General features: G+C 41.4%; 16 protein-coding genes. 12 read left to right on the top strand and 4 right to left on the bottom strand.

The features are described from left to right. Positions 1-96 precede the first annotated feature (96 nt). From BACCOP_RS04855 to BACCOP_RS04840, 4 genes are all read left to right on the top strand, one after another. A complete protein-coding gene (locus BACCOP_RS04855) occupies positions 97-2,055 on the top strand; it encodes a dipeptidyl-peptidase 3 family protein (protein WP_007566925.1) in 1,959 nt (652 codons plus the stop codon). Positions 2,056-2,114: 59 nt separating this feature from the next. Continuing rightward, on the top strand, positions 2,115-2,783 hold the full coding sequence (locus BACCOP_RS04850; RefSeq protein ID WP_007566924.1) for a DNA alkylation repair protein: 669 nt from the start codon (positions 2,115-2,117) through the stop codon (positions 2,781-2,783). A 94-nt stretch (positions 2,784-2,877) separates the two neighbouring features. Then, on the top strand, positions 2,878-3,339 hold the full coding sequence (locus BACCOP_RS04845; protein WP_007566923.1) for a Fur family transcriptional regulator: 462 nt from the start codon (positions 2,878-2,880) through the stop codon (positions 3,337-3,339). A 23-nt stretch (positions 3,340-3,362) separates the two neighbouring features. After that, positions 3,363-4,634, top strand: coding sequence for an adenylosuccinate synthase (locus BACCOP_RS04840; protein WP_007566922.1), 1,272 nt, complete (start codon positions 3,363-3,365; stop codon positions 4,632-4,634). Positions 4,635-4,711: 77 nt separating this feature from the next. Here BACCOP_RS04840 and BACCOP_RS04835 read toward each other — a convergent pair whose 3' ends face one another. After that, positions 4,712-7,765 carry a DUF6298 domain-containing protein gene (locus BACCOP_RS04835; RefSeq protein WP_007566921.1) on the bottom strand — a complete coding sequence of 1,018 codons (3,054 nt, stop codon included), beginning with the start codon at positions 7,763-7,765 and terminating at the stop codon, positions 4,712-4,714. Between the two features lie 189 nt (positions 7,766-7,954). Between BACCOP_RS04835 and BACCOP_RS04830 the strand changes: the two genes are divergently transcribed. The 5 genes from BACCOP_RS04830 to rprY all read left to right on the top strand — a co-directional run bounded on the left by BACCOP_RS04830 (position 7,955) and on the right by rprY (position 16,875). Continuing rightward, entirely contained in the window at positions 7,955-9,895 is a 1,941-nt protein-coding gene (locus BACCOP_RS04830) for an ABC-F family ATP-binding cassette domain-containing protein (RefSeq protein WP_007566920.1), read from the top strand. A 21-nt stretch (positions 9,896-9,916) separates the two neighbouring features. Continuing rightward, on the top strand, positions 9,917-11,953 hold the full coding sequence (locus BACCOP_RS04825) for a M13 family metallopeptidase (RefSeq protein WP_007566919.1): 2,037 nt from the start codon (positions 9,917-9,919) through the stop codon (positions 11,951-11,953). A gap of 256 nt (positions 11,954-12,209) precedes the next feature. Beyond that, a complete protein-coding gene (locus tag BACCOP_RS04820) occupies positions 12,210-14,369 on the top strand; it encodes an elongation factor G (RefSeq protein ID WP_007566918.1) in 2,160 nt (719 codons plus the stop codon). A 267-nt stretch (positions 14,370-14,636) separates the two neighbouring features. Next, positions 14,637-16,175, top strand: a complete 1,539-nt coding sequence (locus BACCOP_RS04815; protein WP_007566917.1) for a sensor histidine kinase — start codon at positions 14,637-14,639, stop codon at positions 16,173-16,175. A gap of 1 nt (position 16,176) precedes the next feature. After that, a complete protein-coding gene (gene rprY / locus BACCOP_RS04810; RefSeq protein WP_021970280.1) occupies positions 16,177-16,875 on the top strand; it encodes a response regulator transcription factor RprY in 699 nt (232 codons plus the stop codon). 81 nt (positions 16,876-16,956) lie between these two features. On the opposite strand, the gene BACCOP_RS20640 is transcribed toward rprY, so the two are convergent. Together BACCOP_RS20640 and BACCOP_RS04805 are read right to left on the bottom strand one after the other, a co-directional pair. Next, positions 16,957-17,133: a hypothetical protein gene (locus tag BACCOP_RS20640; protein ID WP_007566915.1), complete on the bottom strand. Its 177-nt coding sequence runs from the start codon at positions 17,131-17,133 to the stop codon at positions 16,957-16,959. Positions 17,134-17,236: 103 nt separating this feature from the next. Continuing rightward, positions 17,237-17,683, bottom strand: coding sequence for a MarR family winged helix-turn-helix transcriptional regulator (locus BACCOP_RS04805; RefSeq protein ID WP_007566914.1), 447 nt, complete (start codon positions 17,681-17,683; stop codon positions 17,237-17,239). 184 nt (positions 17,684-17,867) lie between these two features. Between BACCOP_RS04805 and rpsF the strand changes: the two genes are divergently transcribed. The 3 genes from rpsF to rplI are packed head-to-tail and all read left to right on the top strand — an operon-like array spanning position 17,868 to position 18,956. Then, complete coding sequence (gene rpsF / locus BACCOP_RS04800) at positions 17,868-18,215, top strand: 30S ribosomal protein S6 (RefSeq protein ID WP_007563184.1); 348 nt, start codon at positions 17,868-17,870, stop codon at positions 18,213-18,215. 2 nt (positions 18,216-18,217) lie between these two features. After that, entirely contained in the window at positions 18,218-18,487 is a 270-nt protein-coding gene (rpsR, locus tag BACCOP_RS04795; RefSeq protein WP_005841178.1) for a 30S ribosomal protein S18, read from the top strand. 19 nt (positions 18,488-18,506) lie between these two features. Next, the gene (gene rplI, locus BACCOP_RS04790; protein WP_007566912.1) at positions 18,507-18,956 is read left to right on the top strand and encodes a 50S ribosomal protein L9; all 450 of its coding nucleotides are present in this window, start codon (positions 18,507-18,509) and stop codon (positions 18,954-18,956) included. A gap of 268 nt (positions 18,957-19,224) precedes the next feature. Here rplI and BACCOP_RS21375 read toward each other — a convergent pair whose 3' ends face one another. After that, positions 19,225-19,725, bottom strand: coding sequence for a hypothetical protein (locus BACCOP_RS21375; protein ID WP_007566910.1), 501 nt, complete (start codon positions 19,723-19,725; stop codon positions 19,225-19,227). Positions 19,726-20,148 lie beyond the last annotated feature (423 nt).

Raw genomic sequence — 20,148 nt, 5'->3', positions numbered from 1 at the left:
CTTTTCCGAGTATACTTTCTTTTCGTTTAGAATGACATTTAGTTTGAGGGCTTTTTATAAGTAGATAATGGATGGTTATAAAAAAGAAGAATATATATGTTGCAAGATTCATTTTCATATACAGTAGAACAGTTTGCGGATTTGCAGATTTTGCGTTACCGGGTTCCCGGATTTGAAAACTTGCCCTTACGGCGCAAGCAGTTGATTTATTATCTATCTCAGGCTGCTCTTGAAGGAAGAGATATATTGTTCGATCAGAACGGAAAATACAACTTGCAGATTCGTCGTCTGCTGGAAGCCGTTTATATACATTTCAAAGGTGACCGTACCAGTGAGCAGTTTCTTGCACTGGAAGTTTATCTGAAACGTGTATGGTTTGCAAACGGTATTCATCATCATTATGCATGCGACAAGTTCGTACCGGCATTTACATCTGCTTATCTGGAAGAAGTTGTCAACTCACTGCCTGAAGAGGTGCTTCCGCTCGAAGAAGGTGAAACATGTCAGGCTATGTGCGATAAGCTGTTTCCGGTAATCTTCGATCCAAGCGTTATGCCCAAGCGGGTGAACCAGTCGGATGGGGAAGACCTGGTGCTCACTTCTGCTGCCAATTATTATGAAGGGGTTACTCAGCAGGAAGCAGAAGCCTTTTATGCAGCCCAAAAGAAAGCAGACGATCAGGAACCGGTAATGTATGGTATGAACAGTCGTCTGGTAAAAGAAAACGGACACGTGTACGAACAGGTATGGAAAGTTGGAGGAATGTACTCGTCTGCCATTGAAAAAATTATTTCGTGGTTGCAAAAAGCTGAAGATGTAGCAGAAAATGACGCACAGCGCGAAGTTATCCGTCTGTTGATAGAGTTTTATCGCACAGGAGATCTGAAACTGTTTGATGCTTATTCCATAGCCTGGCTGAAGGATACTGACTCGTTGGTGGATTTTGTGAATGGCTTTATCGAAAGCTACGGCGATCCGCTGGGAATGAAAGCAAGTTGGGAATCGATTGTCAACTTTAAGGATATGGAAGCTACTCACCGTACAGAAACCATCAGCAGTAATGCCCAGTGGTTTGAAGACCACTCGCCGGTAGATGCCCGCTTCAAGAAAACAGAAGTGAAAGGCGTTTCGGCAAAGGTTATTACAGCAGCTATTCTGGCCGGCGATCTATATCCGTCGACTGCTATCGGTATCAATCTCCCGAATTCCAACTGGATTCGTAGTGTACATGGCTCGAAGTCGGTGACGATTGGCAATCTGACCGATGCTTATAACAAAGCTGCCCGAGGTAATGGTTTCCGCGAAGAATTTGTATATAGTGAAACAGAACGCCAGTTGCTTGAGAAGTATGCCGATATAACCGACGACTTGCATACTGATTTGCATGAATGTCTGGGGCATGGTTCAGGAAAACTGCTTCCGGGAGTAGATCCGGATGCTTTGAAAGCGCATGGTTCTACGATTGAAGAAGCACGTGCCGATTTGTTCGGTCTTTACTATTTGCCCGACGCTAAAATGATAGAACTGGGACTTGTGCCGGATGCTGAGGCTTATAAGGCTGAATATTATTCGTACATGATGAACGGCTTGATGACGCAGCTGGTACGTATAGAGCCCGGGTGTACGGTAGAAGAGGCACATATGCGCAACCGTCAGCTGATAGCTCGCTGGGCACTGGAACATGGACAGGCAGAGCATGTGGTGGAAATGGTGAACCGTGACGGAAAAACTTATGTACGTATTAACGATTATGCCAAGTTGCGTATGCTGTTTGGTAAACTGCTGGCCGAAATTCAGCGCATCAAGAGCGAGGGAGATTATGAGGCAGCCCGTCAGCTGGTTGAAACGTATGCTGTACAAGTCGATCCGGTATTGCATGCCGAAGTCTTGCAACGATATCGCAGTCTGCATCTGGCTCCTTATAAAGGTTTTGTCAATCCGGTGTATACGCCACAAACCGATGCGGAGGGAAACATTACCGATGTGCATATTTCTTATTCGGAAGGGTATGCAGAGCAGATGCTCCGATATAGCAGAGATTATTCTAATTTATAATATACTTCCGTTGTAGAATACGAAGTCTGCAACGGAGGATTTTATGATTGCTTTTTATTATGGACAATAATATACACGAAACGATTAAAGATATCAAGTCGAAATTCCGTCTTTTCATGAACGGCATGGTTTCGCAAAGCATGCGTGAAAAAGGGATGGAGTACAAACTGAATTTCGGTATTGAATATCCCCGTATCAAGGAGATAGCTGCGGGATATGAACCCGACCATGAACTGGCTCAGGCACTGTGGAAGGAAAATATCAGAGAATGTAAGATTCTGGCTGGTCTGCTTCAGCCGGCAGATACGTTTTATCAGGAAATAGCTGATATCTGGATAGAGGGTATGGACTATCCTGAACTGGCAGAATATACGGTGATGAATCTGTTCCAGCGTTTGCCTTATGCATCGGAAGTTGTGTTCCGTTGGATGGCAGATGAACGCGAGATGTTCCAGCTTTGTGGCTTTTTACTGATGGCACGTTTGTTGATGAAAGGAGAAAAACTGAATGAGCGTGCTGAGGCTGAATTTCTGGATCAGGCCTGTACGGCTGTAGAAGGAGATTGCGGTCCGGTTCAGAAGGCGGCATCCGTGGCATTGCGCAAGTATGCACACCAGTCGCGTGACAATAAAAGAACCGTAAGCAAGCAGTTGGGTATCTGGGCAAAATCGGAGAAGCCGGCTGTCAGGGCATTGGCAGAAGATATTAAGGCAGATTTGGAATTCTGATGTTTTAGAGATTCCTGATTAGAGAAATTTTTCTTTTATTGTTTTTCTTAATTGCATAAAAAAGATTAACTTTGAACCCTGAACGAATTACCGGATGGAAGAGAATATAAAAGATAAAGCAAAACAGATTCTGACGGATTATCTTCAGAAGAACGGGCATCGGAAGACACCCGAGCGTTATGCTATACTCGATACAATCTATACCATAAAGGGACATTTTGATATAGATATGCTCTATTCCTATATGGCTGAAAAAGAAAAGTTCCGTGTAAGTCGTGCTACTCTTTATAATACAATCATACTCCTGATTGATGCGGGGCTGGTGATCAAACATCAGTTCGGCAATACTTCACAGTACGAACGTTCGTACAATAATGAAACTCACCATCACATGATATGCACCTCGTGCGGAAAAGTGTCTGAATTTGAAGATGAAACTTTGAAGCAGGCTATTGCCGACACAAAGTTGAAAGGTTTTCATGCTTCGCACTATTCCTTGTACATATACGGGTTGTGCAACAAGTGTATGGCGGCTAAACGTAAGAAAAGTAAATAAACTTATTATAAAAGTTGGAAATCATGAAAGTAGATGTTTTGCTAGGTTTACAATGGGGCGACGAAGGAAAAGGGAAAGTAGTCGATGTCTTGACTCCGCGCTATGATGTTGTTGCTCGTTTTCAGGGAGGACCGAATGCAGGTCATACTCTTGAATTTGAAGGTCAGAAATATGTACTCCGCTCTATTCCTTCCGGAATATTTCAGGGAGATAAAGTAAATATTATCGGAAACGGTGTTGTTCTTGATCCGTCTTTGTTCAAGGCAGAAGCCGAAGCGCTGGAAGCAAGCGGTCATCCTTTGAAAGAACGTTTGCACATTTCAAAGAAGGCTCATTTGATTTTGCCTACTCACCGTATTCTGGATGCTGCTTATGAGGCTGCAAAAGGAGCTTCTAAAGTAGGTACTACAGGTAAGGGTATCGGTCCTACTTATACTGATAAGGTAAGCCGTAACGGACTTCGTGTAGGAGATATCCTGCATAACTTTGAAGAAAAATATGCAGCAGCTAAAGCTCGTCACGAACAGATTCTGAAAAGCCTGAACTATGAGTATGACATTACCGAACTGGAAAAACAGTGGATGGAAGGTATTGAATACTTACGTCAGTTTAATTTGGTAGACAGCGAACATGAAATCAATAATTTGCTGAAAGCAGGCAAGAGTGTGTTGTGTGAAGGTGCTCAGGGTACAATGCTGGATGTTGACTTCGGTTCTTATCCGTTTGTTACTTCTTCTAACACAATTTGTGCCGGTGCTTGTACAGGTCTGGGTCTTGGCCCGAATAAAATCGGTGAAGTGTATGGTATCATGAAAGCTTACTGTACACGTGTTGGAGCAGGACCGTTCCCAACAGAATTGTTCGATGAAACAGGTAAGACTATCCGCGATCTGGGACACGAATATGGTGCAGTAACTGGTCGTGAACGTCGTTGTGGTTGGGTTGACCTGGTAGCTTTGCGTTATGCCATTATGGTGAATGGAGTTACTCAGCTGATTCTGATGAAGAGCGATGTGCTCGATGGATTTGAAACTATCAAGGCTTGTGTAGCTTATAAGGTAAACGGTGAAGAAATAGATTACTTCCCATTCGATATTACCGAAGGAGTTGAACCTGTATATGTAGAAATGCCGGGTTGGAAGACCGACATGACTAAGATGACAAGTGAAGATGAATTCCCAGAAGAATTCAATGCTTATATTGCTTTCCTTGAAGAACAGTTGGAAACTCCTGTCAAGATTGTATCTGTAGGTCCGGACCGTGCACAGACTATCGAACGTTACGTTGAAGATTGATTCGGAAATCTGAGATATAATAAATAATATAACGAAAGCCCGTTGGTAATATTCCGACGGGCTTTGTTTTTATCTTCCTAATAAAGCAGGCATACACAGTATTTCTGTGGTGCTTTCAGGGAGATTGCTTTTCCTCCTTTTAGACGTGTCTGCTCTTTTCTGAATATTTCTCCGTTTACCGGATTGATCCATACTATCTTGTATGTCTTCCGGTCATGACTCAGGTCCAGGTGGATATCTGTTTCAAGACAATATACGAGGTATCCCTTTTGGGCTTTTCCCATCACCCATTGCCGGTTGCTTTCCGTAAGTGAAGCGACAGGCTGAAATTCTGAAGCCAGTGTATATACATCCATAGCTTCGATAGGAGGAACTTTTGCCAGTGAACCGCCTGCCATGAAAACAGCCCAGTTGGCTGCATTACCTTCGACGTTGCGTGGCATGGCAGCGTTGTAGGTTACCGCTTTTTCCGGATAACGGGAACGATATTCGTATACAGCCCGATAAATGCTTTCACAAGACGTTGTACCGGGATCGATGAGTCGTGCCCACTGTCGGGGAGCCAGACTACATCCTCCTTGGGGCTCATACAAGCTTCCGTCGTTACGATAGTGCCATTGCCGGATGTCGATGATGTCTACCATTTTATTATAGAGAGAATCTTGCAGAACGGCATCCTGCACATCCTTGGTTGCAGTCAGAGCTACCAGTTGATGGTTGGGGCAGGAAGCGATTTCTTCCAGCCAGAACTTCATGAAATGTAACGGACCGGTATATTCCATTCCGATGCTGTGTATGACTCCATTGTTGTCGTGGAACGTATTAACGCTTTGTCGGATAAACAACTGATGATATTTTCTGATAACCGGACGGGTGATGTCATAAAATTGTTCGGCCATATATACACGCTTGTCGCCTGCAAACAATGTTTTCTCGGGGAATCCAAGATTGTTGATGTTGTTTGCCGAACGCCAGGGATAGTCACACCAGTGCGCTCCTTCTTCTATGATATTATGCTGGTTGTAATGGTCGTGCCAGAGTAACAGATTCTTTTTGTCGGCAAGGTCGACAAACTGTTTGAGTCTGTACCAATACCAGGGATTGAATTTATTTAAATCGTATTTACTCAGTCGGTCTTGTGCTTCTCCTGTTCCACTGCGACTGTATGGATATTCGTTGAAAGGAGCCCAGACCTCCGAGTCAGCCTGCATGTTCCGTTCATGATCGTTTCGCCGGCGTTCGTACCATAATCCCGTGCGGTGGTGCAACACATGGCTTCCCGATGCTTCCAGTTGCCGGGCAATGCTGTCCGGTTCTTCCGTATATCCGTGTCCGGTTCTTCCCGGATAAAAAAGTGTGAGTGAACCAATGCCCTGCCATCCTGTTGTTCTCGGTTCCGACTTATGTGGATAAGTGCCTCTGGTCATAATCTGACTTCCTCGTGTCACCCATCCGTTGCGGATAGTGAGTGGAGCAGACTTTACGGCATCAGTATGTTCTTTTCTCGGTTTATATTTTACTTGTGAAATTTCCGGAATGTCATGTATGCTGCAATCTATTGGGTATGACACAATCATGCTGTCTATCCATTTATCCATTCGGATATCAGGGTGTAATGATTGCTTAGACATCCATGCTGCATATTCTACCGTAGGTTTGGCTGTTTCGAGTGTCTGATAGACAAAAATCTTATTTTCTTCCAGCTCTTGTTTCTTCCCTGTACGTTCTGTCAGCTGTGCGTAAAATATGCTTTCCGGTTTTATGAATGTATGGGATAACTGATAATATCCGTTGCCGTAAGGCTGAGTCCACATACCATAAGCCCAGTTGTGTGCTGTCGGAGGGGTAACACAGTGAGTCTGTGAAGCCCGACCTTGCCAGAAAAGAGAATTGGCGGCTGTCCATCCTGCTCCCTGATCGGATATGTCGCGATAGCCATACTCCAGGTTTCCCCCGGATACGGTAATCTTGTCCATCAGAATACCGTTCGAAAATCCTCCGGTAGACCCGCTGAAACTGTAAGGACATTCCGAATGACATTGTACAAAGGCATTGGGCCCCGGCACACCTTTTCCGACACTGAAATCACGATAGCCGTTTTCGGAATAGCAACGCTGGAAAAGTGTTTGCTGGCCGAGAGTGTGAAAGGCATACCGCCTATGATTTGCTATTTCTGAAACCGGCTCCAGAAACTTACAGTCTTCTACGGTTATCTGGCTGCTTCCTTCCAGCAACATCACTGCCGAACCGGCAAAATGCTTGGCTGTTACTCTTCTTACCCATCCGTCTTGTATGTGATTGAAAGTAATAGCCTGCCAGCGGTGATTTTCATCTTTGGGATTGGCCGCATCAAAATCGGAAATGCAGCATAAGTTTTCTATACCTATATTATATATACGTCCGGTCCATTTCAGGGGAGTGACATATCCTCCTCCATATTCAGGATCAAGGCTCATGGTAATTGGCACGTCTATTTCGATACCTTCCTTACTGACTTGAGTGACATTACGTTCCCATGCCATTGTATACTGTCCGGGCTGCCATTTCGAAAAGTTGTACTCCTGCTGGTTACCCAGACGGTCTGTTCCTAGCTCTGCAAGCCACTCGGGAGTACACGGGCGTATTACTCGTATTTTATCTCCAACCTTTAAATGCTTGTCGGCCGAAGCTAAAGGAATGAAAGTTGCATTTACAGGAACATATTTGTCGGAAACTTTCAGGCTGTCGGATGTTTTGGCATTGTCATATCCCAGTATACGGATTAATTCGTTTTTTGTAAATCCTTTTGCTTGCAAAACTGTTCCTCCTGAAGCATTGCATCCGCTACCACGTAGTACAATACCACTTTTGCGTATCAATAACTGTCCTTCGATGTGGTATATGCCCGGAAGCAGCTGTATAGCTCCCCGGAACTGATTATCCTGCAAGGGGAGAGAACTGACATAATCAATTGCCCGCTGGATGACGGCTGTTGCATCACCTTGAGGCGGATGAACATAGACTTTGGCTTCTATATAAGGAATGGGATGTTCCGATCGCTGATATCCGCAATATGAAAAATCAGGAACCCGGTCGCCGTTAGGGTAAGCATAATATACGATTTTTCCTTCTTCCGTTATGTGGATAGGCATGCCCGGATGTGTTTTAAAATGTCCGCTTGAGTGACAGCAAATACATATGCCGGCGGATAATAGAAGAAATTTTTTTGTCGCGTTTTTCATAAATAAGTAATATAATGATTGATTTGTATAAGCAAATGTATAAAATAAAAGGAAATAAATGCTACCTTTGCCTGCACTTTGTAAAGTTGGAACGAATATATGATTTCTATTGAAGGACTGAAAGTTGAGTTTGGAGTTACTCCTTTGTTCGAGGATGTTTCATTTGTTATAAATAAGAAAGACCGTATAGCATTAGTAGGTAAAAATGGTGCGGGAAAATCGACCATGCTGAAGATTCTGGCAGGCCTGCAACAACCTACTGAAGGTAATGTTGCTGTACAGCGAGGAGTGACAATCGGATATTTGCCTCAGGTGATGATTCTGAGTGATACGCGTACGGTAATGGCTGAGGTCGAAATGGCATTCGAACATATATTCGAGTTACAGGATAAGTTGGCAAAAATGAATCAGGAACTTGCCGACCGTACGGATTACGATTCGGAAAGTTATCATGAGCTGATAGATCGGTTTACTCACGATAACGAACGCTTCCTGATGATGGGCGGTACAAATTACAGAGCGGAAATAGAACGTACCTTGGTCGGACTCGGATTCAGCCGGTCTGATTTTGATCGTCCTACCAGTGAGTTCAGTGGAGGATGGCGTATGCGTATTGAGCTGGCAAAGCTGTTGTTACGCCGCCCTGATGTATTGTTGCTGGACGAGCCGACCAACCATTTGGATATTGAAAGTATTCAATGGCTGGAAAACTTCCTGAAAATGAGTCCCGGTGCTGTTGTGCTGGTCAGTCACGACCGTGCTTTCATCAATAACGTAACAAACCGGACTATCGAGATATCTTGTGGACGTATTTATGACTATAAGGTTGCTTACGATGAATTTGTCGTCCTCCGTAAAGAACGTCGCGAACAGCAGTTGCGTGCGTACGAAAATCAGCAGAAGGAGATAAAAGATACTGAAGACTTTATAGAGCGTTTCCGCTATAAAGCGACAAAAGCCGTTCAGGTACAAAGCCGTATCAAGCAACTGGAGAAAATAGTTCCTATTGAAATAGATGAAGAAGATAACTCAGCACTTCGTTTGAAATTTCCTCCTGCCATGCGTTCCGGCAATTATCCGGTAATTTGCGAAGGGGTAAAGAAAGCATATGGCGACCATGTTGTGTTTCATGATGTAACCTTGACTATCAATCGTGGAGAGAAAGTTGCTTTCGTTGGAAAGAACGGTGAAGGTAAGTCAACTCTCGTGAAATGTATCATGGATGAAATTCCATACGAAGGAAAGCTGGTAATAGGACACAATGTACAGATCGGCTATTTTGCGCAGAATCAGGCGCAGCTGCTTGATGGAAATCTGACTGTTTTTGATACGATAGATTCTGTGGCCAAAGGAGATATACGCTTGAAAATACGCGATATATTGGGAGCATTTATGTTTGGCGGGGAAGCTTCCGACAAGAAAGTAAAGGTGCTTTCGGGAGGGGAGCGGAGCCGACTGGCGATGATAAAGCTGTTGCTGGAACCGGTAAACTTCCTGATACTGGACGAACCTACCAACCACTTGGATATGCGTTCCAAGGATGTGCTGAAAGAGGCTATCCGTGAATTTGACGGTACGGTGATAGTAGTTTCTCACGACCGTGAATTTTTGGACGGACTGGTTACAAAGGTTTATGAGTTTGGAGGAGGTGTAGTGAAAGAACATATTGGAGGGATTTACGATTTCTTGCAGAAAAAGAAAATGGAAAACCTCAATGAACTTCAGCTTTCTCAGTCGCCTACTGTTTCTGCTGCGAAGAAAGAAGAACCGGTACAGGCCAGTGACAATAAACTTTCGTACGAAGCACAGAAAGAGCAGAACAAAAAAATCCGTAAACTGGAAAAACAGGTTGCAGATTGTGAAACGCTTATTGAACGTCTGGAAAAAGAAGTTGCCGAACTGGAAGAACGGATGGCTACTCCAGAAGGGGCATCGGATATGAAATTATACGAACAGCATCAGCAACTCAAAAAACAGATTTCGGATGCTGAAGAAGAATGGGAGAATGTTTCTCTTGAACTGGAAGAACTTAAAAGTTAAAACTGCTAATTATAATTGATTATGAAAACAAAACTTTTTGCTGCTATGGCAGTGCTGGTTGCTGCTGCCATGACAGGTTGTGCCGGACAAAAGGAAGCTAAAACTACTTCCGGTATCAACTTGGAAAATCTTGACACTACAGTTGCTCCTAGTCAGGATTTCTATCGTTATGCATGTGGCGGCTGGATGAAGAATCATCCTCTCACAGACGAGTATTCTCGTTATGGAACATTTGAAGTGCTGATTGAAAACAACCGCAAACAATTGCAGGAACTTATCGAAGGACTGGCTTCTAAGCAGAATGAACCGGGTTCGCTGGCTCAGAAGATCGGGGATGTGTATAACATGGCAATGGATAGCGTGACTCTTAACAAAGAGGGCATGGCTCCGGTAAAGGCAGAAATGGATAAAATTGCTGCTTTGAAGGATAAAAAAGAAATTATCCCTATGGTAGTAGAACTGCTGAACTGTGGTATCGGAACTTATTTCTCAAGCTTTGTTTATGCAGATCCGAAAAACAGTGATGTCAATATGTTCCAGATTGCTCAGGGTGGATTTAACTTGGGTGAGAAAGAATATTACCTCGACAATGACAGCGCAACTGTAAATGTGCGTGAAAATTACAAGAAATATATTGCTAAACTCTTTACTCTGGCAGGATTCTCTGAAGCTGAGGCTCAGCAGAAAATGGCTGATGTAATGGAAATAGAAACTTCTATCGCTAAGGAAGCTTTCAACGCTGTACAGCAACGTAATCCAGAGGCTAACTACCATAAGATGTCGTATGCCGATCTGAAAAAGACTTTCTCTGGTATTGACTGGGATACTTATTTGAAAGGCTTGGGCATCAAGGAAGTTACTGAATTGAACGTGATGCAGATAGAACCTCTGAAAGAAGTTGAAAAACTGATCAACACACTTCCTGTATCAAAACATATCTCTTATTTACAGTATAATTTGCTGGACGCTGCTGCTCCTTATCTGAGCGATGACTTTGTAACAGCTCGTTTCGATTTCTATGGAAAGGTATTGTCTGGACGTCAGCAGAACTCTCCTCGCTGGAAGCGTGCCGTTAGCGCTGTAGAAAGCATGCTGGGTGAAGCTGTAGGACAAATGTATGTAGAAAAATATTTCCCTGCAGCAGCCAAAGAACGTATGGTTAAGCTGGTTAAGAATTTACAGGATGCTCTTGGAGAACGTATTAAGGCTCAGGAATGGATGAGTGACAGTACGAAGATGGTTGCTTTGGAAAAACTGTCTACTTTCCATGTTAAGGTGGGATATCCTGACAAGTGGAAAGATTATTCAAATCTGGACATCAAGAAGGACTCTTATTGGGCTAATGCTTGCCGTGCAAACAAATGGGGATTGGATGACATGTACAGCCGTCTGGGAAAACCTGTTGATAAGGATGAATGGCTGATGACTCCACAGACTGTAAATGCTTATTATAATCCTTCTACTAACGAAATCTGCTTCCCGGCAGGTATCCTGCAATATCCGTTCTTCGATATGAACGCTGATGACGCATTCAACTATGGTGCTATCGGTGTAGTAATCGGTCATGAAATGACTCACGGATTCGATGATCAGGGTCGTCAGTATGACAAGAATGGTAACCTGACCGACTGGTGGGCAGAAGGTGATGCAGAACGTTTCGATGCTCGTGCAAAAGTGATGGTTGATTTCTTCAACAATATCGAAGTATTGCCGGGACTGAAAGCTAACGGACAACTGACTTTGGGTGAAAATCTGGCTGACCATGGAGGTCTGAATGTTTCATATCTTGCATTCCAGAATGCAATGAAAGAAAATCCTCTGGGTGATGTAGACGGATTTACTCCGGAACAGCGTTTCTTCTTGGCTTATGCAACTGTATGGGCTGCCAATACTCGTGAAGAAGATATGCGTTCTCGTACAAAATCAGATCCTCATTCATTGGGCGAATGGCGTGTAAATGGTGCTCTGCCTCATATTCAGGCTTGGTATGATGCCTTCAATATCACTCCGGAAAGTCCGATGTATATTGCTCCTGAAAACCGTGTAAATATCTGGTAATACAGTTCTTTATATATCTTAGAAAAGGTCATGTCAAGGCAATTTGGGTTTGCCGTGGCATGGCCTTTTTTATTGTATTTAGTCTGATGCCGTAGAGGGGAAAAAGATGAATCTTGACGTTTTCTGTCTAAAAACATAGTTTAGTAACACGAATAAATTTGTTGCATTTCTGCTCATTAATTTCTAATTTGCGCATCACTATGTTAGAGATATGAAAAGCATATCCTTTTGTTCAATAATTAAATCTTGAAATACCATGAAAGTATATCAGACCAACGAAATTAAAAACATTGCCCTGCTTGGCAATGACGGATCAGGTAAAACCACCCTCACAGAAGCGCTGCTCTATGAGAGTGGTATTATAAAACGTCGCGGCAGAATCACTGCCAAAAATACAGTCAGCGACTATTTTCCGGTAGAGCAGGAGTATGGTTACTCGGTCTTCTCTACCGTTTATCATGTAGAGTGGAATGGCAAAAAACTGAATATCATCGACTGTCCGGGAAGTGATGACTTTGTGGGAGCTGCTATTACAGCATTGAACGTAACGGATACGGCTATTTTATTGTTGAATGGTCAGTATGGTCCCGAAGTAGGTACACAAAATCATTTCCGTTATACTGAAAAGTTGGGAAAACCTGTGATTTTCCTGGTAAACCAGCTTGATAGTGAAAAATGTGATTTCGATCATGTATTGGAACAGTTGAAGGAAAATTACGGTTCTAAAGTTGTTCCGGTTCAGTATCCGTTGGCTACAGGACCAGACTTCAATTCGTTGATCGATGTACTTTTGATGAAAAAATATTCATGGGGTCCTGACGGTGGAGCACCGACTATCGAAGAAATTCCTGCTGAGGAAATGGAAAAAGCTCAGGCTTGGCATAAGACTCTGGTAGAGGCTGCTGCCGAACATGATGAAGCTTTGATGGAGAAATTCTTCGAATCTGAATCGCTTACAGAAGACGAAATGCGTGAAGGTATTCGTAAAGGATTGGCTGCACGTGGTATGTTCCCTGTTTTCTGTGTATGTGCAGGTAAAGATATGGGAGTTCGCCGACTGATGGAATTCTTGGGTAATGTCGTTCCATTTGTTGATGAAATGCCTACTGTACATAATACACGTGGTGTTCCTGTTGCTCCTGATGCAAACGGACCTACTTCTTTGTATTTCTTTAAAACAGCAGTTGAACCACATATCGGAGATGTACAGTACTTCAAGGTTATGAGTGGAGTTGTACACGAAGGTGATGATTTGAATAATGCCGATCGTGGTTCTAAAGAACGCATGGCACAGCTTTATGTGTGTGCCGGAGCTAACCGTGAAAAGGTAGACGAACTTCGTGCGGGAGATATCGGATGTACAGTGAAACTGAAAGATGTGAAGACAGGAAATACCTTGAATGGTAAAGACTGCGAAAATCGTTTTAACTTTATTAAGTATCCGAATCCGAAATATACTCGTGCTATTAAGCCGGTCAATGAAGCTGATACAGAAAAGATGATGGCTGTATTGAACCGCATGCGTGAGGAAGATCCGACTTGGGTAGTAGAACAGTCTAAAGAGTTGAAACAGATTTTGGTTCATGGTCAGGGTGAATTCCACTTGCGTACCTTGAAATGGCGTCTGGAAAACAATGAAAAGCTTCAGGTACAGTTCTATGAACCTAAGATTCCATATCGTGAAACTATTACAAAAGCTGCTCGTGCCGATTATCGTCACAAGAAACAGTCGGGAGGAGCTGGTCAGTTTGGTGAAGTTCATCTGATTGTAGAACCTTATTATGAAGGAATGCCTGCTCCTGAACTGTATAAATTCAACGGCCAGGAATTTAAGATGAATGTAAAGAGTACAGAAACAATTGATCTGGAATGGGGCGGTAAATTGGTATTTGTTAACAGTGTAGTAGGTGGTGCTATTGATACTCGTTTCATGCCGGCTATTTTGAAAGGTATCATGAGCCGTATGGAACAGGGACCTTTGACCGGTTCGTATGCCCGTGACGTACGTGTAATTGTTTATGACGGTAAGATGCATCCGGTAGATTCAAATGAAATTTCTTTCATGCTGGCCGGACGCCAGGCCTTCAGTGAAGCCTTTAAAAATGCTGGTCCGAAGATTCTGGAACCTATTTATGACGTAGAAGTATTCGTACCAAGTGATAAACTGGGTGATGTTATGAGTGATATGCAAGGCCGTAGAGGTATGATTATGGGTATGAGCAGTGAAAAAGGCTATGAAAAGCTTGCTGCAAAGGTACCTTTGAAAGAAATGTCTAATTATTCTACAGCATTGAGCTCACTTACAGGAGGACGCGCTTCGTTCATTATGAAGTTTGCAAGTTATGAACTTGTGCCGACTGATGTTCAGAATAAGTTGATGAAAGAATTCGAAGAACAAGAAAAAGAAGAGGTATAAACTTTCTAGTTGTTGTTTTTATAGGTTGCAAAGGTCGCATTTCTTAAAAATGCGACCTTTTTTATTTAACGAAGCTTAAACAATTAGCATACTTTGTTTGTTATTAATTTAAAATTTTATTATTTTTGCATTAAAGCAGGGTAATGTGTGGCGTAAAGTTTTTAAAATAACATGTAAATATCCGCTTTTCGTTAATATAAGAGAATCACGGATTAAAACATGTTAAGCAGAGTATCTTGTAAGTGATAGCTGTTTAATTTTGCCTTCATGAAAAAGTCAACTATTTGGATATTAGGTATTGTAATGGGACTCTCTTTTCTTAGCTTGCTCTATTTGCAGGTAAGTTATATAGAAGAGATGGTCAAGATGCGCAAGGAGCAGTTCGAAGAGAATGTAGGACGGAGTCTTGCTCAGGCTGTTCATAACTTAGAGTTGGTGGAAACGAAAAAATATCTTGAAAAAGATGTTGCGGCCACTGAACGTGCTGCACAGCTTTCTCAACAATTTCAAGGTCAACATCAGTCTCAGTCTGGTGGAAGTGTATTGATCGGTTCTTCCGATGGAAGTACGATTTCTACTTTCGAGTGGAAAACTGTGATAAATCGTCCTTCTAGTATTCCTAAAGAGATTATTTCAACCGGAAAGAATATTCCTCAGACTTCACGTACGTTGCAGGAGATCGTAAAAGAACGTTATATCTATCAGCGTGCTTTGTTGAATGAGGTAGTTTACAATATTCTTTATACGGCGAGTGATAAGCCGTTGAAAGAACGGGTAAATTTCAAACAGCTGGATTATTTTCTGAATTCGGAATTAAAGAATAACGGGGTAGACATACCTTATCATTTTACGGTAACAGACCGTGACAATAAAGAAATTTATCGTTGCTCTGACTATGAATACGATAACGAAAAGGTTTACTCTCGGTTGCTGTTCGAAAAAGATCCTCCCGCAAAGATGGGATTTGTAAATGTCTTTTTCCCGACAATGGACAATTACATTTTCAGTTCTGTACGGTTCATGATACCATCTATTATTTTTACGCTGGTATTGTTGGTGACTTTTATTTTTACCATATACATCATTTTCCGTCAGAAGAAACTGACAGAGATAAAGAATGATTTCATTAACAATATGACTCATGAATTCAAGACACCTATCTCTACTATTTCTTTGGCTGCCCAGATGTTGAATGATCCGACCGTAGGTAAATCGCCTGCCATGTTTAAGCATATTTCTGGGGTTATAAATGATGAAACCAAACGATTGCGTTTCCAGGTAGAAAAGGTTTTGCAGATGTCTATGTTCGAACGACAAAAGGCAACACTGAAGAAAAAAGAGGTTGATGCCAATGAACTGGTTTACGGTGTAACCAACACATTCCGCCTGAAAGTGGAAAACTGTAACGGAACTTTGGATGTTGCTCTGGATGCCGACGATCCGTTCATCTATGTAGATGAAATGCATTTTACGAATGTAATATTCAATCTTTTGGATAATGCATTGAAATATAAGAAACCGGATGTTAATATTCATCTGAAAGTCCGTACTTGGAATGAATCAGGCAAGCTTCATATATCGATAGAAGATAATGGTATCGGTATAAAGAAAGAAAACCTGAAAAAAATATTTGAAAAGTTCTACCGGGTTCATACAGGCAACTTACACGATGTGAAAGGCTTTGGTTTGGGCTTGGCCTATGTAAAGAAGATAATTACAGATCACAAGGGAACTATACGTGCCGAAAGTGAACTGAATGTAGGAACTAAATTTATTATTGTATTACCTTTATTTAAAGAAGATTGATATGGACGAAAAATTGCGTATTTTGTTGTGCGAGGATGATGAGAATCTTGGCATGCTTTTAAGAGAATATTTGCAGGCAAAAGGATATTCGGCAGAGTTGTTTCCTGACGGTGAAGCTGGTTTCAAGGCCTTTTTGAAGAATAAATACGATTTGTGTGTACTTGATGTAATGATGCCTAAGAAAGATGGTTTTACTTTGGCACAGGAAATACGTCAGGCAAATGCTGAAATTCCTATTATTTTCCTTACAGCCAAAACACTGAAGGAAGATATCCTAGAAGGATTCAAGATTGGTGCTGATGACTATATTACTAAACCTTTCAGTATGGAAGAGCTGACTTTCCGTATCGAAGCTATTTTACGTCGTGTACGTGGAAAGCGCAATAAGGAAAGCAACATGTATAAAATCGGACGTTTCACATTCGATACTCAGAAACAGATTTTGTCTATTGGCGATAAGCAGACTAAACTGACAACTAAAGAGTCTGAATTGTTAGGATTGCTTTGCGCTCATGCTAATGAAATTCTTCAGCGTGACTTTGCATTGAAGACTATCTGGATAGATGATAATTACTTTAACGCACGAAGCATGGATGTGTATATTACTAAATTGCGTAAGCATCTGAAAGATGATGATTCTATCGAGATTATCAATATCCATGGTAAAGGATATAAATTGATTACCCCAGAACAAGAATAAGAAATAACTGATAACTGAAATAAAAAAGCCTGAGTTTATAAAACCCAGGCTTTTTTATTTCTCTTTTTTGTTAGCTCAATATTAATCGGCAATACGTTTATTCAGAACGATATGAGAAATTAATCCAACGATGATGAGAACCAAAGAAGTTGCCAAAATCGCATTGTCGTTTACGTTGCCTCCATAGTAGCAAATAATCAGGATTACTGCTCCGATAATAACCAGTAACAATCCTAAGTTCTTTAATAAGCTTTTCATGTGTGTCTTCTATTTTATGGTTTATTTTTTCTTGGTTACAAATTAAAGGATAATTCTTGTATTGAAGAAATTATTTGATGAAAAAAAATAAAAAAGCTTACTCTTAGTCTTTTGTATTGGTAAAGATTTTGCGCAGAACTTCCTGGCTCACTCTTAATTCCTCCAATGTCAGACCGTGAAGAGCCTCCTTTAATGTTTTGTTGGCTATAAAGCGTGCCATTTCTTCCAGTTCCTTTCCTGTTTTTGTAAGATGTATCAAATTGGTACGTCGGTCTTTTTTATCCGATATACGTACTACCAGATGCTGGCGCTCCATGTTGTCTATCAGACGAGTCATGCTAGGTTTGTCCTTAAAAGTCGCATTACATAACTCCTGCTGGGTAACTCCGTCCTTTTCCCATAAGAACAATAATACGGTCCATTGTTCAGGGGTTATCTCCATTCCATTCTGTCGGAAATTACGGCTTAGCTTACGGTTGATTGCAGCAGAAACCTTTCCGTTTAGGATCGCAAAAATGAGCTGTATGTCAAAGTTAAACTGTTCTATCATGTAATTATTGTTTAAACAACTACGCAAATATACGATACTTTGATGTAAATGGTATATGAAAATGCCTCAAAATAACATTCTTTATCATATAAAAAGAATGCAATGGTTTGTATATTAGAGAAAAAGTCGTAACTTTGCGCCGCATTTAAAAAATTTATTATTAATAATTTAATTAACGTATAGTATGAATCAATACGAAACCGTTTTCATTTTAACTCCCGTTTTGTCTGATGTTCAGATGAAGGAAGCGGTAGAGAAGTTCAAAGCTATCCTTACACAGGAGGGTGCGGAGATCATTAATGAAGAAAACTGGGGATTGAAGAAATTGGCTTACCCAATTCAGAAGAAATCTACAGGTTTCTATCAACTGATTGAATTTAAAGCAGAACCGTCGGTTATTGAAAAACTTGAAGTAAACTACCGTCGTGACGAACGTGTTATCCGTTTCTTGACTTTCAAGATGGACAAATACGCTGCAGAATACGCTGCTAAGAGAAGAAATGTAAAATCAACTAAAAAGGAGGAAAACTAATCATGGCACAGCAACAATCAGAAATCAGATATTTAACTCCGCCTTCAGTAGACGTTAAGAAGAAAAAATACTGCCGTTTCAAAAAGAGTGGTATTAAGTATATCGACTACAAAGATCCTGAATTCTTGAAAAAATTCTTGAACGAACAGGGTAAAATCCTTCCGCGCCGTATTACAGGTACTTCATTGAAGTTCCAGCGTCGTATTGCGCAGGCTGTTAAGAGAGCTCGTCACTTGGCTTTGCTGCCTTTCGTAACTGATATGATGAAATAATTAAAGGAGGAGTAAGAGTATGGAAATTATTTTGAAAGAAGACGTAGTTAACTTGGGCTACAAGAATGATATTGTAACCGTTAAGTCAGGTTATGGTCGTAACTATCTTATTCCGACAGGCAAAGCAGTTATCGCTTCTCCAGCTGCAAAGAAAATGTTGGCTGAAGAATTGAAACAGCGTGCTCATAAATTGGAAAAGATTAAGAAAGATGCTGAAGCAGTAGCAGAATCTTTGAAAGATGTATCTTTGAAGATCGCTACAAAAGTTAGCGCAACTGGCGTTATCTATGGTTCAGTTGGTAATATTCAGATTGCTGAAGAATTGGCTAAATTGGGTCACAACATCGATCGTAAGATTATCGTTGTTAAGGATTCTGTAAAAGAAGTTGGTCATTACAAAGCAGTCGTTAAACTTCACAAGGAAGTTTCTGTTGAAATTCCTTTCGAAGTTGTTGCAGAAGAAGCTTAATTTTGCAGTCTGTAAATACTTGATAGGATTCCGAGTAGATGAAAATCTGCTCGGGATTTCTTTTTGTATGCTCGGCATGAGTATTAGCTAACGGGTGCAAGTCCCCAATGAGCCCTAATAGCGGGAATCATACAGCCAAAAGCAAGGGTGTCCATCGCGAGTTGGAATCTGAAAGAAGCTGGCGGCAAACATCTGGTCTGACGAACAGAAACTTCATATAAGGCATATGACCGTGGGTAAGGTTGCGAAACAAACTAAAGCCCTATAGCTATTCGGGACGGTTAGTGTAAATGGAGCAGACATAAGATTGAAAGTTAATACCCTTATCCGAGGAGGTCTCACGGACATATGGTGAGGATGAATGATTCGAAGTACCATGATGGAGTAAAGCTTGCCGTGAGAAGTCAGCAGAGGTCGTAGTACCCAAGGCATGTATGCCTATAGGGAAGGACCAAACTTTATTTAAACGGCATAACTGAAAACTACCGTTTGTTGGAACGAATGCATAAAACCAAAACAGAAGTATTGGGCTACCTTTAAAGAGATAGGACGGAATCCGAAGGGTATAAAGGAGCGCAGACCTACAAATGGATGGTTGAAGAAGATGTCGTGGAAGTGTCTTTCGAAGAATACGAAAGGCATCCATAGTAAAGAACCGCCGTATGCCGAACGGCACGTACGGTGGTGTGAGAGGTCGGAAAACGAAAGTAGGAAGAAAACTACTTCGTTTTCCTCCTACTCGTTTTATTATCTTAATAAGTATATTCAAAATTGCTTGATTGTTGGTTATGTTTATGCTGGTGGATCTTGCTGGTTGAAGTAATGACCAGTGATTATTTTTAAGGAGGTGGTAAAGAATAGAAGGGGTTTTGTAAAAGGTAGTATTTATAGTGTTTTTCTTTTTACTAAATGAGGGGCTGGATTTTTTTTATTTCTCTAGTGGAATAGATGGGGTGTTACAGAAATTTGTGGATATACTGATTTATTCTTCCTCAAGAGTCTGGAAAAATATCAGGATATTTTTGAAATTTTTGTACGAATGTCTTTCTCTTTTGTACAAAAAGAGAAGTAAACAAGAGCATGTTTTTGGTGAAAGAATATGATTGGTAGAGAATTTACTACGTAAATATAGGGAAAGGTGGTAAAGGAAATATTTCTTATCGCTCATTAGAGGATATAAAAGGGCATAAAA

Origin of the sequence: Phocaeicola coprocola DSM 17136, assembly GCF_000154845.1 — a bacterium.
Taxonomy (GTDB): domain Bacteria; phylum Bacteroidota; class Bacteroidia; order Bacteroidales; family Bacteroidaceae; genus Phocaeicola; species Phocaeicola coprocola.
This window is presented reverse-complemented; position numbering and strand designations above follow the sequence as displayed.